This is a genomic window from Streptomyces sp. NRRL S-378 (genome assembly GCF_000720645.1).
Lineage (GTDB): Bacteria > Actinomycetota > Actinomycetes > Streptomycetales > Streptomycetaceae > Streptomyces.
Genome location: NZ_JOBX01000101.1, coordinates 1 through 14997 on the forward strand (window position 1 = coordinate 1; position 14997 = coordinate 14997).

13 protein-coding genes are annotated in these 14997 nt (G+C 73.3%); 7 read left to right on the plus strand and 6 right to left on the minus strand.

Annotation, left to right across the window (positions count from 1 at the left end):
• Positions 1 to 133 precede the first annotated feature (133 nt).
• Positions 134 to 862, plus strand: a complete 729-nt coding sequence (locus IH80_RS0136505; protein WP_030966146.1) for a class I SAM-dependent methyltransferase — start codon at positions 134 to 136, stop codon at positions 860 to 862.
• A 99-nt stretch (positions 863 to 961) separates the two neighbouring features.
• Positions 962 to 1762, plus strand: a complete 801-nt coding sequence (locus IH80_RS45145) for an LppU/SCO3897 family protein (protein WP_158943819.1) — start codon at positions 962 to 964, stop codon at positions 1760 to 1762.
• A 143-nt stretch (positions 1763 to 1905) separates the two neighbouring features.
• On the opposite strand, the gene IH80_RS0136515 is transcribed toward IH80_RS45145, so the two are convergent.
• Complete coding sequence (locus IH80_RS0136515; RefSeq protein ID WP_078906934.1) at positions 1906 to 3681, minus strand: FadD3 family acyl-CoA ligase; 1776 nt, start codon at positions 3679 to 3681, stop codon at positions 1906 to 1908.
• Positions 3682 to 3777: 96 nt separating this feature from the next.
• On the opposite strand from IH80_RS0136515, the gene IH80_RS0136520 reads away from it, so the two are divergent.
• The 3 genes from IH80_RS0136520 (at position 3778) to IH80_RS0136530 (ending at position 6231) form a co-directional block, all read left to right on the plus strand.
• Positions 3778 to 4929, plus strand: coding sequence for a lipid-transfer protein (locus IH80_RS0136520; RefSeq protein ID WP_030966150.1), 1152 nt, complete (start codon positions 3778 to 3780; stop codon positions 4927 to 4929).
• Positions 4930 to 5032: 103 nt separating this feature from the next.
• Positions 5033 to 5458, plus strand: coding sequence for a Zn-ribbon domain-containing OB-fold protein (locus IH80_RS0136525; protein ID WP_030966151.1), 426 nt, complete (start codon positions 5033 to 5035; stop codon positions 5456 to 5458).
• Positions 5455 to 6231: an enoyl-CoA hydratase/isomerase family protein gene (locus tag IH80_RS0136530; protein WP_030966152.1), complete on the plus strand. Its 777-nt coding sequence runs from the start codon at positions 5455 to 5457 to the stop codon at positions 6229 to 6231. Before IH80_RS0136525 ends, IH80_RS0136530 begins: the two co-directional genes overlap by 4 nt.
• 542 nt (positions 6232 to 6773) lie before the next feature.
• Here IH80_RS0136530 and IH80_RS0136535 read toward each other — a convergent pair.
• The 3 genes from IH80_RS0136535 to IH80_RS0136545 form a co-directional block, all read right to left on the minus strand.
• The gene (locus IH80_RS0136535; protein ID WP_030966154.1) at positions 6774 to 7268 is read right to left on the minus strand and encodes a peptidylprolyl isomerase; all 495 of its coding nucleotides are present in this window, start codon (positions 7266 to 7268) and stop codon (positions 6774 to 6776) included.
• 66 nt (positions 7269 to 7334) lie between these two features.
• The gene (locus tag IH80_RS0136540; protein WP_199819362.1) at positions 7335 to 9743 is read right to left on the minus strand and encodes a PQQ-binding-like beta-propeller repeat protein; all 2409 of its coding nucleotides are present in this window, start codon (positions 9741 to 9743) and stop codon (positions 7335 to 7337) included.
• A 193-nt stretch (positions 9744 to 9936) separates the two neighbouring features.
• A complete protein-coding gene (locus tag IH80_RS0136545) occupies positions 9937 to 10731 on the minus strand; it encodes a VOC family protein (RefSeq protein ID WP_030966156.1) in 795 nt (264 codons plus the stop codon).
• Between the two features lie 308 nt (positions 10732 to 11039).
• Here IH80_RS0136545 and IH80_RS0136550 point away from each other — a divergent pair, with 308 nt between their 5' ends.
• Positions 11040 to 11687 (plus strand): TetR family transcriptional regulator, encoded by a 648-nt coding sequence (locus IH80_RS0136550; protein WP_030031188.1) that lies wholly within the window; start codon positions 11040 to 11042, stop codon positions 11685 to 11687.
• 66 nt (positions 11688 to 11753) lie between these two features.
• On the opposite strand, the gene IH80_RS0136555 is transcribed toward IH80_RS0136550, so the two are convergent.
• Both IH80_RS0136555 and IH80_RS0136560 read right to left on the minus strand, forming a co-directional pair.
• Positions 11754 to 12236 (minus strand): nitroreductase family deazaflavin-dependent oxidoreductase, encoded by a 483-nt coding sequence (locus IH80_RS0136555; RefSeq protein WP_030966157.1) that lies wholly within the window; start codon positions 12234 to 12236, stop codon positions 11754 to 11756.
• Complete coding sequence (locus IH80_RS0136560) at positions 12236 to 13582, minus strand: acyl-CoA dehydrogenase family protein (RefSeq protein WP_078906935.1); 1347 nt, start codon at positions 13580 to 13582, stop codon at positions 12236 to 12238. Before IH80_RS0136560 ends, IH80_RS0136555 begins: the two co-directional genes overlap by 1 nt.
• A gap of 180 nt (positions 13583 to 13762) precedes the next feature.
• On the opposite strand from IH80_RS0136560, the gene IH80_RS0136565 reads away from it, so the two are divergent.
• On the plus strand, positions 13763 to 14962 hold the full coding sequence (locus IH80_RS0136565) for an acetyl-CoA acetyltransferase (RefSeq protein WP_030966159.1): 1200 nt from the start codon (positions 13763 to 13765) through the stop codon (positions 14960 to 14962).
• The last annotated feature ends 35 nt before the right edge of the window (positions 14963 to 14997 follow it).

Below are 14997 nucleotides of genomic sequence, written 5' to 3' on the forward strand. Positions count from 1 at the left end.
GGAAACGGGGGCTCGGGGGGAAATCGGGGGAGCAACGGGGGAGCGGCGGTCGCGGTGGCCCGGAGGGGGAGCCACCGCGACCGCCGCACACGTATGCCCGGGCGCGGCCCGGGCGGCGGCTTAGGCTGGGGGTGTGTTCTCCTCCCACGGGCCGAGCGTCCGCGAACTGGCCGTGCAGGGCCTCTCCTCCGTCGAGCGGGGCTACGACCTCCTCGCGCCGAAGTTCGACCACACTCCTTTCCGCACCCCGGACCGGATGCTCGACGCGGTCGAGGAGACCCTTGCCCAGCGGGAGGGCACCTTCGGCTCCGGCCTGGACGTGTGCTGCGGCACGGGCGCCGGGATCGGGATGCTGCGGCGGCTGTGCCGGGACCGCGTCACCGGGGTGGACCTCAGCGCGGGCATGCTCGCCGAGGCCGGGCGCGGGCACGCGGACGACGACCGCGTGGACTTCGTACGGGCCGACGCGCGGGCCCTGCCGTCCGCGCTGGCGGACTCCTACGACCTGGCGGTCAGCTTCGGGGCGTTCGGCCACTTCCTGCCCGCCGAGCGGCCCGCACTCTTCTCCGGGGTGCACGCCGCGCTGCGCGAGGGCGGGGTCTTCGCCTTCCCCATCGGCGCCCCGATCCCGCCGAGCTCACCGGTGTGGTGGGCGGTGGCGGGCTTCGATGCCGCGATGCGGGTGCGCAACGCGGTGTGGCGGCCGCCCTTCGTCATGTACTACCGGACCTTCCCGCTGAGCGGGGTGCGCGCCGACCTGCGGACGGCCGGCTTCACCGTGGAGACCGTCCCGCTGGAGCACTTCGGCCGCCTGCCCGACGGCTCTCCGCGCTGGCGGCTGGTGCTGGCCCGCCGCACCTGAGGCTGGGCGGAACGGCTGCGTCACCTTCAGGACACAGGGCACAATCCGTGAGGAACCGTCAGGCAGCCTGCGCACCACCCTCACTCCCAGGAGCAGCCGGTGTCGTCACAGGAAATGCTCATCACGATCTCCCCCCAACAGGCCGCCCACGGTGTGATCCTCCCCGTGGAGCTGCCGACCGGTACGGTCCGCCTGCGCATACCGCCCTGCCGGCACGGCGACCTCGTCAAGGTCCGTGTCGGCACCCAGGAGATGCGCTTACGCATCCACGTGTCCGGCGCGGGCGCGGCCTGGATCGCGGGGGCCGGCAGCATCACTCCCCCGCCGGCGCCGGGCCCGGATACGACGTGGACCACGCCGACGGGCGTGCAGCAGCCCGCCCCGGCCCGACAGACGGGCGGCGGGCGCGGCTGCCTGGTGGGGCTCGCGGTCGCCGCGGTACTGGTCGTCGGCTTCTTCCTGCTGAGCGGCGGCGACGACGGCGACGACGCCGAACCCGCCGCAGACGCCACGCCCACCTGGTCCTCCTCGTGGACCCCCTCCCCCACTCCCTCGCCCTCGGCGCCGACCCCCGAGGCCGCCGCCACCACCCCGTACAGCTCCGAACCGAGCGCCGAGCCGAGCCCCGAGCCCAGCCCCTTCGACCGGGGCACCTGCCTCAACGGACAGCTCCCGGACTCGACGACGCCCCGCAGCGTCAGCGGCGTCGAGGAGGTCCCCTGCTCGGCCTCCGACGCGCACTACCGGGTGATCGAGAGCATCCCCGGCACCGCCGACCTGAACAGCTGCAACGACAACCCCAGGACCCAGTACGCCTTCTCCTACCGCTACATGCGCGGCTCCACCGTCCTCAACCAGTACGTCTACTGCCTGGTGGGCATAGGCTCCTACGCCCGCTGACCCACCGGTGCACCACGGGGACCGCGGGGACCGCGCGGAACCGGCAGGTGCGCGTCATGGACGGGGACTGCTCTCGGCCCGCTTGCCGGCCGTCGGCCCGGACAGCGGTGACGACTGCGAGGGTGACGTCCGCGCCCGCACGATCACGACGGCGAGGTCCGACGCCCCGCGGGCTCGTCCGGCCGGCGGCGCTCGGCGGGGTGGGGTCGGGTGCGGGTGCGGAGTTCGCGTTTGAGGACCTTGCCGCTCGCGTTGCGGGGGAGTTCGGTGACGAACTCCACCGTGCGCGGGACCTTGTAGTTGGCCATCTCGCGCCGGGACCAGGCGATCAGGTCGTCGGCGGTGAGGGTGGAGCCGGGGCGGCGGACCGCGTAGGCCCTGCCGACCTCACCCAGGCGGGGGTCGGGAACTCCGACGACCGCGACGTCGGCGATGTCCGGGTGCAGGCCGAGGAGTTGCTCTATCTCGGCCGGGTAGGCGTTGAAGCCGCCGACGATGAACATGTCCTTGATCCGGTCGGTGATGCGCAGGTTCCCGTGCCCGTCCAGCACCCCCACGTCGCCGGTGTGCAGCCAGCCCTCGGGGGTGATCGCCGCGGCCGTCTCGTCGGGGGCCTCGAAGTACCCCTGCATGACGTGGTAGCCGCGGACCGCGATCTCGCCGGGGGTCCCGGCCGGCAGCGGCCGGCCGTTCCCGTCCAGGACCGCCACCTCGGTATCCGGGATGGCCCGGCCCGAGGTGGCGGAGATGACCTCGGCGGGGTCGCCCCGGCGGCACATGGTGACGATGCCGCCGGCCTCGGAGAGCCCGTAGGCGGTGAGGACGGTGGCGATGTGCAGCTCCTCGCGCAGGCGCTCGACGAGCCGCAGCGGGACCACGGCGGCACCGGTGACGACCAGCCGCAGGGCCGAGAGGTCGTGGTGGTCGCGCTGGGGGTGGTCCAGGAGGGACTGGTGCAGGGTGGGCGGCCCGGGGAGCACGGAGATCCGTTCTGCGGCGACGTTGGCGAGGACGGTGTCCACGTTGAAGACGGGCTGCGGGACCATCGTCGCCCCGCGCATCAGGCAGGCGATGATCCCGGCCTTGTAGCCGAAGGTGTGGAAGAAGGGGTTCACGATCAGGTAGCGGTCGCCCTCGCGCAGGCCGGCGAGCTCGCTCCACACGTCGTAGCAGCGCAGGGACTGGGCATGGGTGATGACCGCGCCCTTGGGGCTGCCGGTGGTGCCGGAGGTGAAGATGATGTCGGAGGGGGCGTCGGGGCTGATGGCTTCGGCGCGCTCGCGGACCGCCTCCGCCGTGATCCGGTCCCCGCCCGCGAGGAAGTCCTTCCAGGTGCGGAAGGAGTCGGGGGCGTCCTCGGCGAGGACGACGACCTCGTCCAGGTGCGGCAGCCCGGCCAGGGGTCCGCTGCCGGGGCCCTCGGCCGCGGCCCGGCGCAGGGAGGCGACGTAGGAGGTACCGAGGAAAGTTCCGGTGACGAACAGAAGCCGGGCCCGGCTGCGCTCGAGGACGTACGCCGCTTCCGCACCCTTGAATCGGGTGTTCAGGGGGACGAGGACGGCGCCCGCCGAGACGGCGCCGAGCGCGGAGACGATCCAGTCGAGGGTGTTGGGGGCCCAGACGGCGACCCGGTCACCGGGCTCCACCCCGGCGGCGATGCAGGCGGCCGCGGCGCGCTCGACGCGCTCCCCGAGCTGCGCGTAGCCGATCCGGACGCGCCCGTCGACGACGGCCTCGCGGTCGGCGTACCGTGCGGCCGCCGACCGGACGAGCCCCGCGATGGTGCCCCAGCGCAGGTCACCACGCGCGTCTTCGCCCGCGCCCCCGCGCGCCTCCTCGCACGCCTCCTCGCGACCGCCCCCGCGCACGCCCCCGGATGCGCCCTCGTTCACGCCCCCGTGCAGCCCGTCGTCACCCATGCGTGCCACCCTCCCGCGAACCCAGTAGCTGACTATCCGTCAGATTAGCTGTAGCCTTCGCGGCTGTCAGTACTGGCGCACTCCCCGGAGGTGGCGATGGCGGCAACGCTCAAGGACGCTACGGCGATAGTCGGCATCGGCCAGACCGCCTTTGCCAAACACCTTCCGCAGTCCGAGAAGGAACTGGCCTGCCGGGCGATCCTGGCCGCCCTCGCCGACGCCGGCATCGAACCGTCCGAGGTCGACGCCTTCTCCTCGTACACCATGGAGGAGACCGACGAGGTCGAGGTCGCCAAGGCCATCGGCGCAGGCGACGTCACCTTCTTCTCCAAGATCGGCTACGGCGGCGGCGGTTCCTGCGCCACCGTCGGCCACCTCGCCGCCGCCGTGGCCACCGGCCAGGCCACCGTCGGCGTCGCCTGGCGCTCCCGCAAACGCGGATCCGGCCCGCGCCCCTGGAAGAACACCGCCGTCCAGCTGCCCACCCCCGGCCAGTGGACCCGCCCCTTCGGCCTGCTGCGCCCCGCCGACGAGATCGGGATGCTGGCCCGCCGCTACATGCACGAGTACGGAGCCACCCGCGACCACCTCTTCAACGTGGCGATGGCCTGCCGCAACCGGGCCAACGAGAACCCCGCCGCGATGATGTACGAACGCCCGCTGACCCGCGAGATGTACATGACCTCCCGCATGATCAGCGACCCGCTCTGCCTCTTCGACAACTGCCTGGAGACCGACGGCGCCCTGGCCTGCGTGATCGTCTCCGCCGAACGGGCCCGCGACTGCCGCCACAAGCCCGTCTACGTCCACTCCGCCGCCCAGGGCCTGCCCTCCCAGCACCACGGCATGGTCAACTACTGGAACGACGACCCCCTGTCCGGGCCCGCCTGGACCGCCGCCCGCCACCTGTGGAAGCAGGCCGACTTCGGCCCCCAGGACGTGGACGTCGCCCAGATCTATGACGCCTTCACCCCGCTCATCCCGCTCTCCCTGGAGGGATACGGCTTCTGCGGACGCGGCGAGGGCGCCGCCTTCACCGAGGGCGGGGCCCTGGAACTGGGCGGCCGGCTCCCCCTCAACACCGGCGGCGGCGGCCTGTCCGAGGCCTACGTGCACGGCTTCAACCTGATCAACGAGGGCGTCAAGCAGCTGCGCGGCGTCTCCACCGCCCAGGTGCCGGACGCCGCGACCTGCCTGGTGACGGCGGGCGAAGGCGTCCCGACGTCCGCGATCCTGCTGAGGAGCTGACCGACCGATGACCACCGCCCCCGAAGCGTCCGCCGCATCTGTCGCACCCGACGCGTCCGCCGCACCTGCCGTGTCCGACGCACCCGCCGTACCCGCGGACGCCCTGCTCCTGCCCGTCCCGGACGAGGACGGCGCCCCCTTCTGGGAGTACGCCGCCCGGGGCGAACTGCGCGTCCAGGCCTGCACCGCCTGCGGCAGACTACGCTTCCCGCCCCGCCCCTGCTGCCCTCACTGCGCTTCCTTCGACAGCGGGTGGCGCCGCATGAGCGGCCGGGGCCGCATCTGGTCCTACGTCCGGCCGCACCCGCCGCTGCTGCCCGCCTACGCCGCGCAGGCCCCGTACAACGTCATCCTCGTCGAGCTCGCCGACGCCCCGCACATCCGGCTCGCCGGGAACCTGGTGACCTCCGCCGACGCCCCGCTCGACTCCATGGACCCGGCCCGGCTGCGCATCGGCGCACGCGTCCACGTGACCTTCACCGAGACGGGCGGGATGACCGTGCCGCGCTGGCTCCTGGAGAAGCCGTGACCGTACGGGTGGAGCGGGACGAGGCCACCGGGGTCGCGGTGGTCACTCTGGACAGGGAGCACCGGCACAACGCCGTCGACCTGGCCACCGCCGCCGAACTGGGCGAGGCGTGGCGCGAGCTCCGGTTCGCCGAGGAGGTACGGGCGGTCGTGCTGACCGGCGCCGGAACGGCCGCCTTCTGCACCGGCATCGACCGCGGCGTCGACGTGCCGCAGCCCGCGTCGCCCTACTCCGCCGACGACCCGCTGATCGCGATCGGCCCGAAGTCCTGCGACCTGTGGAAGCCGGTGATCGCCGCTGTCAACGGCATGGCCTGCGGCGGGGCCTTCTACCTGCTGGGCGAGTCGGAGTTCCTCATCGCCTCCGAGACGGCCACCTTCTTCGACCCGCACACCACGTACGGGATGGTCAGCGCCTACGAGGCCGTGTACATGGCGCAGCGCATGCCGTTCGGCGAGGCCGCCCGGATATCCCTGATGGGCACGGCCGAGCGACTGTCGGCGCGCCGGGCCCACGAGATCGGCCTGGTCTCCGAACTGGCCGCACCCGACGAACTGCTCCCGGCGGCCCTGCGGGCGGCGCAGACCCTGGCCGGCTTCCCGACGGAGGCCGTGCAGGGCACCGTACGGGCCCTGTGGTCGGCGAAGCAGGCCGCACTCCAGCAGGCCCTCGCCCAGGCCCCGGCCCTGATCGCCCTGGGCAACCTGCCGCCGGAGCGCCAGGCGGACCTCTTCACGAACCGCCGCCCGGGCACGGAGTTCCGGCTGCGCTGACGCCTCCCGTCGGCGGGACGCGCGGGACTTGCTCGCGTCGGGCTTCGGCTTGCCCGTGCCCGTGCTCTTCGAACCGCCGGATGGGGAGCCGGGGGCGGGGGTGCGCGTGGCGGCCGGGCCGGAGCCGCGGATGGCGGGCTCGCCCAGGCGCAGCCCGTGACGTCCGCGGCACGCGCGGGGTCGTCGAGGGGCACGTCGACCGTGCGGGTCTCGCGGGCCCCCAGATCCACCTGGACGACCTCGGACGCGACGGCGGAGCCCGCGGCACCTTCCTGGTGGAGCGCGGCCTCGACGGTGGCCCTGCGGTCGGGCAACGAGGTGAACCGGAGCGTGGTGACGGGCGCACCGGGACGGGTGCAGGTGACCACGACCACGTGGCCGGATCGCCGCCGGGGCGGCGGAGGCAGTGGGCGGGACGGACCCCCTGGCCCGAGCCCTCCCCCCTCGGACGAACGGCGTCACGCTCCCAGGCGGGCCGCGAAACGGCGGCGGCCCCGGCCCCCGGGAGGGGGCGGGGCCGACCGGCCGGGCAGGCGGTGGGATCAGGCCTCGACGACGCCGGAAGCGGCGATCTCGATCTTGCCCTTCGGGGCGCCGGACTGGGAGCCCAGGGCCTCGATCTGGTCGACGAGGGCCTGGCCCTCGACGACCTCGCCGAAGACGACGTGCTTGCCGTCGAGCCACGAGGTGACGACCGTGGTGATGAAGAACTGCGAGCCGTTGGTGTTGCGGCCGGCGTTCGCCATCGACAGCAGGTACGGGCGGTCGTGCTTCAGCTGGAAGTTCTCGTCCTCGAACTTCTCGCCGTAGATGGACTTGCCGCCGGTGCCGTTGTGGTTGGTGAAGTCACCACCCTGGAGCATGAACTGCGGGATGACGCGGTGGAAGCCCGAGCCGGCGTAGCCGTAGCCGTTCTGGCCGGTGGCCAGCTCGCGGAAGTTGCGCGCGGTCTTCGGGACGACGTCGTCGTACAGCTTGAAGACGATGCGGCCGGCGGGGGCGCCGTTGATGTTGATGTCGAAGTAGACGTTGCTCATGGGGTACATCCTGTCACTCCCGGTGCGGTGCGCTACCCGGCGGGGCCGGACCCGGCCCCGGTCGGGTCACCCGCTCGTACGGGTGCCCGTGCCCTTCGCCGCGTCCAGGGCGTACACGCAGCGGTCCTTGCTGCACGCGTACACCACCCCCGCCTCCGCGACCGGGGCGCCCGTGATCTCGCCGCCCGTGGCCAGCTTCCAGCGGAGCTGACCGCCCGCCGCGTCCAGCGTGTACAGGCAGTGGTCGGCCGAGCCGAAGTGCACCCGGCCGTCCGCGACCGCCGGCAGGCCCGTGATCTCGCCGCCCGCCGCGAACCGCCACTTCGGGGTGCCGGTGACAGCGTCGAGCGTGTAGAGCGCGCTGCCCGCCCCCAGGTGGACGTTGCCGCCCACCACCAGCACCGGGTCGGAGGACTGCCGCGACTCCGTCGCGATCCGCCAGCGGTCCTGGCCGGTGGCCGCGTCGAGGGCGTAGACGGTGCCCAGGTAGTCGGCGAGGTAGACCCCGCCGCCCGTGACCGCCGGACCCGGCGCGAAGGCCGGCGGGGCCAGGAAGACCGCGGGAGCCTCGAAGTGCCAGCGGACCCGGCCCGACGCCCGGTCCACGGAGATCACCCGGGTGCCGGCCGCGACATAGACGTTGCCGTCCGCGGCGGGCGTGACCCGCACCGGTACGTTCCCGCAGGAGCCGACGTCGCCGATCGGGTACGACCAGGACTCGCGGCCGCTGCGGGCGTCCAGGGCCCGCAGCCGCGCGTCCTGCCACACGTACACCGTGCCCTCGTGGAGGACGGGGGCCGCCTCCGGGGTCTCGAAGTCACTCTGCGCGCCCGTCAGCTCCCACAGCTTCTGGCCGCTGGACGCCTCCCAGGCCTGTACGCCGCCACCGCGCGTGGCGGTCACGACGGTGCCCCGCTCGGCACGCAGCGCGTACACCCAGCCGTCGATGGACAGCCGCCACCGCTCGGTACCGTCGGAGCCGTCGAGCGCGTACAGGGACGGCCCGTCCGAGGCGTGGATCCGGCCGTCGGCGACCGCCATGGACCAGGCGACGTCGCGCGTCTTGAACTGGCGGCGGCCGCTGGCCACGTCCAGTGCGTGGACCTCGAAGGAGGTCACGTACAGCAGGTTGCCGGCGACGGCCGGGGTGCCCCAGACCTCGTTCGACATGCGGAAACGCCACGGCCGCCAGCGGCCGCTGTCCGGGGCCGCGCCGGGACCCGGAACGGACGGGGTGACCGGTCCGGTCGCCTGGGCGGGCGCGGAGCCGTCGGGCGGACGGACCCAGCCGGTCGCCGAGTCCGCGGCGGCGCCGTGCGCGGCCGACGCCGCGGCCGTCGCGAACGGGCCGGGCCCGATCGGCACCGGCGAGCCGCCCAGGCGCACGGGCTCGCCCGACGGCACCGGGGACCGGGGCGGGTGGTGCGGGCGCTGCGGCACGGCCTGGCCGGTGCGCGGGTCCACCCAGCCCTCGGCGCCGCGCGGCCGGCGGTGCGTCGCCTGCTCCGACAGCGGCCCGCGGGCCCCGCCGCCCCCACGGCCGTCACGGCCGGGCACGGGCACGGCCGCGGCGGGCGTACGGTTCCCCGCGCGCCGGGCCTCGATCATCGCGACGGCCCGGCCCGGCAGCCACGCCGAGGCGGTGCCGCTGTCGTCGCCGCCGTCGAACAGGTGCGGGGCCAGCTGAGCCTGCAGGTCGGCCGGGGTGGGCCGCAGTGAGGCGTCCATCTGCATGCAGGACTCGATCAGGGGCCGCAGCTCCTCGGGGAGCCCCTCCAGGTTCGGCCCCTCGCGCAGCAGCATGAAGACCGTCTCCACCGGGTTCGCCCCGTGGTACGGCGGGTGCCCGGTCGCCGCGAAGACCAGTGTGGAGCCGAGCGAGAAGACGTCGCTGGCGCCCTTGACGCTACGGGAGTCCTTCGCCTGCTCGGGCGACATGTAGGCGGGGGTGCCGACGGCGACGTTCGTCATGGTCAGGCGGGTGTTGGAGACACCGCTCGCGATACCGAAGTCGATCACGCGCGGGCCGTCCTCGACCACGAGCACGTTCGACGGCTTCAGGTCGCGGTGGACGAGACCGGCCCCGTGGATGGACTGCAGGGCCTCGGCGATACCGGCGGCGAGCCACCGTACGGCCTGGGCGGGCATCGGCCCGCACTCGTTGACGATCTCCTCCAGGGAGGGCGCCGGCACGTACGCGGTGGCCAGCCACGGCACCGCGGCCCGCGGGTCGGCGTCGACCACGGCCGCGGTGTAGAAGCCGGACACCGCACGCGCCGCCTCCACCTCGCGGGTGAAGCGGACGCGGAAGAGCTGGTCCTCGGCCAGCTCGGTGCGCACCGTCTTGATCGCGACCCGCCGTCCGGACGCGGACCGCGCGAGATAGACCAGCCCCATGCCGCCGGCGCCGAGCCGTCCCAGCACCTCGAAGGGGCCGATCCGTCTCGGGTCGTGCTGCGTCAGCTGCTCCACCACTCGCCTCCACACCTCCCCGTACGGGCCACTCACCGGGCCCGCTCCCACCGGCACGGGGCCATGCCCCGTGCAGCGTCTCATTCCGGGGCGCAGCCCGGGTCGCGCAACCCCGATTCTGTCAGGCCCGGGCCGGGTCCGGCCCCGGCACGGCGAGCAGTGCGGTGTGATCTGCCCGGCGATCCGTCCACGGCGCCTACGCGTCCGCCCCGGCGCGGGGTTCCGAGAGGAGCCCGAAGACCGCCCCCTGATTGTCCGCGACGACCGCGATCCGCCCGTAGGGGGTGTCGAAGGGATCCGCGGTGACCCGGCCGCCGAGCCGCTGCGCCGTCGCCACCGCCCGGTCGCAGTCCGGGACGGCGAAGTAGACGAGGAAGTGCGCCGGCATGATCTCCGGGAAGGCGTCCGTGATCAGGCTGCGCCCCAGGACGGCGGTGTCCGTGCCGGGGGCCTTGCCGGGCGGGGACCAGATGCGGTACTCGACGCCGGCGTCGTCCTGGTCCTGCGGGACGTAGCCGAAGACCTTCGCGTAGAAGACGTCCACGGCGTCGCGGGCCCGTGTGTAGACCTCGCTCCAGCAGTACGTGTACGGCTCCTGCTGGGCCTCGAAGCCGTGGTGGGTGCCCGGCTGCCACAGCCCGAAGACGGCCCCGCCGGGGTCGGCGGCCATCGCGGCCGTGCCGTACGGGCCGACCGGCATCGGGTCCATCACCATCTGGCCGCCGGCGGCGCGGATGCGCTGGGCGCAGGCGTAGGCGTCGTTGGTGTAGAGGTAGACGCCCCAGACCGTGGGCATCCGGCCGTCGGGCTTGGGGGCGAGGGCGGCGACGTTGCGGCCCCGGCTGTAGGCCTGCGTGTAGTGGCCGTACTCGGCGCCCGCGCTGTCCGCGAAGGTCCAGCCGAAGAGCTCGCCGTAGAACCGCTTGCCGGCCTCGACGTCCGGAAGCGAGGCGTCCACCCAGCAGGGTACGCCTTCCACGAATGCGGCCATGGGCCCGGTTCCTTCCGTTCTGCGGGGGTGTGTGACCTACCACCTCTCTCAGCCATGATCCGCCCGAAAACTTGTCCACAGCCTGTTGATAAGACTATTCGGGGGAAACGTCGCGGAACCGGGCGACACGCCCGGACCGTGGCCACCCGGCGACTACGGGGCGACTGCGGGGCGACTACGGGGCGCATCCGGCCGGAAATCCCCCTCCGCGATCACCCGGGACGGCCTCCCGCCCAGGCCAGGGACCCCGTAACCCCATTTGCAGGCGGCCGAATAGCGCGCCGATCACCCCTCGGTAAGCTGACGGCATGACAGGACAAGTACGCACCGTCGACGGGCGTGTCGCCGGCCGGCGCGGCCAGGCGACGCGGCAGAAGCTGCTCGACTGCCTCAGCGAGATGCTCAGCTCCTCGCCGTACCGCGACGTCAAGGTGATCGACGTCGCGCGCAAGGCCGGCACCTCCCCCGCGACCTTCTACCAGTACTTCCCGGACGTCGAGGGCGCCGTCCTGGAGATCGCCGAGCAGATGGCCACCGAGGGCGCGCAGTTGACGTCGCTCGTCGAGGGCCGGACCTGGGTCGGCAAGTCCGGATGGTCCGCCGCCGAGGAACTCGTCGACGGATTCCTGGAGTTCTGGCGTCGCAACGACGCGATCCTGCGCGTGGTCGACCTCGGCGCGGCCGAGGGCGACAAGCGGTTCTACAAGATCCGCATGAAGATCCTGAACTCGGTCACCAACTCCCTCACGGAATCGGTGAAGGAACTCCAGGCCAAGGGCAAGGTCGACAAGGACGTCAGCCCCGCCGCGATGGCCGGTTCGCTGGTCGCGATGCTGGCCGCGGTCGCCTCGCACCAGAAGGGCTTCCAGACCTGGGGCGTCAAGCAGGCCGAGCTCAAGCCGAACCTGGCGTTGCTCGTCCACCTCGGCATCACGGGCAAGAAGCCGACCAGGTAACGGCGGACCCGCTCCGGGTCCGCCGCCCCCGGCCGGCTCCGCGCCGGCGCCACGACCCGCCCGGGATCAGCGACGCTCCAGGCGGAACAGCCGGATCTCACGCTCGATGCGCGCCTGGTACGTCGCGTACGGCGGCCAGAAACCCAGCACCGCCCGCCACACCTCCGCGCGCTCCTCACCCGCCAGCAGCCGGGCCCGTACGGCTATGTCCTCGCCTTGCCAACTCACGTCCGCGTCCGGGTGCTTGAGCAGGTTCCCGGTCCATGCCGGGTGCCCGGGGCGGCCGAAGTTGGACCCGATCAGGATCCAGCTCCTCCCGCCGTCCTCCGGCATGCACGCGAGCGGCGTGGTGCGCGGTTCGCCGGTCCGGGCACCCTTCGCGGTGAGGATCACACCCGGCAGCATCTGCGCGCTCAGCATGACCTTGCCGCGGGTGAGCCGGTGCACCGCCTTGTCCATGGCGGGGATGAAGTGCGGTGCGATCTTGGCGAACAGCATGGTCGAGGAGACCTTCTGCATCAGCTTGACGCCGGGAGCCACGCGAGCCATCAGACGGCCACCTTCTCGGGTGCGGGCGGGGAAGCGGCCGGAGCCGCGGCGGTGGGTGCGGACACAGCCCCGGGCGCAGCCCCGGGCGCGGATGCGGACGCGGACGCGGATGCGGACGCAGCCCCGGACGCGGATGGGGATGCGACCGTCGCGGCGGAGGCCGGCGCGGCCGCGAACAGGCCCGCGCGGTCCGCGGCGTGCGCCCGCAGCCGGTGCACCGGGCCGAACAGCAGCTCGTCCGAGGCCGCCCGCTTGAAGTAGAGGTGCGCGTCGTGCTCCCAGGTGAAGCCGATGCCGCCGTGCAGCTGGATCGCCTCTCCCGCCGTCATCCGCAGCGCCTCCAGCGCCTGGGCGAGCGCGAGGCCGCCCTGGTCCGGGTCCCAGGCGGCGTAGTAGGCCGCCGAGCGGGCCGCCTGCACCTGCACGTACAGGTCGGCGAGCCGGTGCTTGACCGCCTGGAAGGAGCCGATCGCCCGGCCGAACTGCTCCCGCTGACGGACGTACTCCACGGTGCGCGTGAGGGTCTGGTCCGCCGCCCCGACCGCCTCGGCGGCGAGTACGGCGGAGGCGGTGCGCCCGGTGGCGGCGAGGGCCCCAGGCACGTCGGCCCCCCGCCCCTCCTCATCCCGGTCGCCGAGCAACTCGGCAGGCACATCCCGCAGTTGGATCCGGGCCTGCGGGCGGGTCTCGTCCAGCACGGCCTGCCGCGACCGTACGAGACCGGGCGCGTCCTCCCGTACGAGGAACAGCAGCGTACGGCTGCGCGCGAAGCCGCCGGTGTGCGCGGGAACCAGCAGCAGGGGGGCGCTGTGCCCGTCGAGCACCTGGGCGGCCTCCCCGTACAGGCGCCAGCCGTCGCCGGCCGCGTCGGGCCGGGCCTGGATCCCGCCGGCCCGGCCACCACCTGACCACTGGCCCGTGGCGTCCTCGCCGGTCAGCGCGAGGGCGGTGGCCAGCACCGGACCGGGGACGGCGAGGGCGGCGGTCAGCCCGCCCGACGCCAGCGGCGGGATCAGCGCGGAGCGCTGGGCCTCCGTACCGAGGGCTGCGATCAGGGGCGTGCAGAGCGCGGCGGTCGCCAGCAGCGGCGAGGGCAGCAGCGCCCGTCCGGTCTCCTCGCAGGCCAGGGCCAGGTCGGCGGGGGTGCAGCCGACCCCGCCGTACTCCTCGGCCACGGCGATGCCCGGCAGCCCGAGCTGCCGGGAGAGCTGCTGCCACAGCTCGCGGTCGTGTCCGGCAGCGGTGCGGACCGCGGCCTTGACCTCGTCGGGACCGCAGCGTTTGCCCAGGATCTCGCGCAGGGTACGGCGCATCCCGTCCTGCTCCGCGGTGAAGGCGGCATCCATCGTCGGGCTCCTCCCCGTTTCTGACGGGCCGTCATGTTAGGGCGGCGGACGACAGAAGCACAGGGGGCAAGGGGGGCCGGATTGCGAGCGGCCGAGGCGGGACGGGGCGAGGCGTCCGGGCCGGGTCGGGCCGAGCTCGGGGCCTAGCATCTGACGATACGTCAGATGTACCGTCCTCGCATGCCTGGACTCACACCTGGAACCACCCCCCGCCGACGGGTAGCGGTGGTCGGCGTCGCCCTTTCGGACTGCGGCCGGGTGGACGGCCCCACCCCCTACGCCCTGCACGCACAGGCCGCCCGGCGCGCCCTGGCCGACTCCGGCCTCGACCGCTCCGTGATCGACGGCTTCGCCTCGGCCGGCCTCGGCACGCTCGCACCGGTCGAGGTGGCCGAGTACCTCGGCCTGCGCCCCACCTGGGTCGACTCCACCTCCGTGGGCGGCTCGACCTGGGAGGTCATGGCCGCGCACGCGGCGGACGCGATCGCCGCGGGACACGCCAACGCGGTCCTGCTCGTCTACGGATCGACCGCCCGCGCCGACATCAAGGCCCGGCGGCGCACGTCGAACCTCTCCTTCGGTGCACGGGGACCGCTGCAGTTCGAGGTCCCGTACGGCCACACGCTGATCTCCAAGTACGCCATGGCGGCCCGCCGTCACATGCACCAGTACGGGACGACCCTGGAGCAACTCGCCTCGGTCGCCGTACAGGCCCGGGCGAACGCGGCGACCAACCCCGACGCGATGTTCCGCGACCCGATCACCGTCGAGGACGTCCTGTCCGGCGAGATGATCGCCGACCCCTTCACGAAACTGCACTGCTGCATCCGCTCGGACGGCGGCTGCGCGGTGCTCCTGACGGCCGAGGACTACGTACCGGACACCGCGAAGGCGCCGGTGTGGATCCTGGGATCGGGCACCGCCGTCTCCCACACCACCATGTCCGAGTGGGAGGACTTCACCGTCTCCCCCGCCGCCGTCTCGGGCCGTATCGCCTTCGAACGGGCGGGCCTGACCCCCGCGGACGTGGACCTCGCCGAGATCTACGACGCCTTCACGTACATGACCCTGGTGACTCTGGAGGACCTCGGCTTCTGCGCGAAGGGCGAGGGCGGGGCCTTCGTGGAGAAGGGCCGCCTGCTGCGCGACGGGGAACTCCCGGTCAACACGGACGGAGGCGGCCTCTCGGCCTGCCACCCGGGCATGCGGGGCCTGTTCCTGCTGGTGGAGGCGGTCCGCCAGCTACGGGGCGAGGCAGGACCCGGCCAGGTCACCAAACCCGGCGGCCACCTCCCGCAGGTAGCCCTGACCTCAGGCACAGGCGGCTGGTTCTGCTCCTCGGCCACGGTCCTCCTGGGCCTGTCTCTTATACACATCTGACGCTGCCGACGAATAGAGAGGTGTAGATCTCGGTG

What these genes read in the sequence shown, in the direction of transcription:
- IH80_RS0136515 (WP_078906934.1), bottom strand. Translation starts at nt 3,681, where the DNA reads ATGGGTGACGACGGGCTGCACGGGGGCGTGAACGAGGGCGCATCCGGG.
- IH80_RS0136520 (WP_030966150.1), top strand. Translation starts at nt 3,778, where the DNA reads ATGGCGGCAACGCTCAAGGACGCTACGGCGATAGTCGGCATCGGCCAG.
- IH80_RS0136535 (WP_030966154.1), bottom strand. Translation starts at nt 7,268, where the DNA reads ATGAGCAACGTCTACTTCGACATCAACATCAACGGCGCCCCCGCCGGC.
- IH80_RS0136545 (WP_030966156.1), bottom strand. Translation starts at nt 10,731, where the DNA reads ATGGCCGCATTCGTGGAAGGCGTACCCTGCTGGGTGGACGCCTCGCTT.
- IH80_RS0136550 (WP_030031188.1), top strand. Translation starts at nt 11,040, where the DNA reads ATGACAGGACAAGTACGCACCGTCGACGGGCGTGTCGCCGGCCGGCGC.
- IH80_RS0136555 (WP_030966157.1), bottom strand. Translation starts at nt 12,236, where the DNA reads ATGGCTCGCGTGGCTCCCGGCGTCAAGCTGATGCAGAAGGTCTCCTCG.
- IH80_RS0136560 (WP_078906935.1), bottom strand. Translation starts at nt 13,582, where the DNA reads ATGGATGCCGCCTTCACCGCGGAGCAGGACGGGATGCGCCGTACCCTG.
- IH80_RS0136565 (WP_030966159.1), top strand. Translation starts at nt 13,763, where the DNA reads ATGCCTGGACTCACACCTGGAACCACCCCCCGCCGACGGGTAGCGGTG.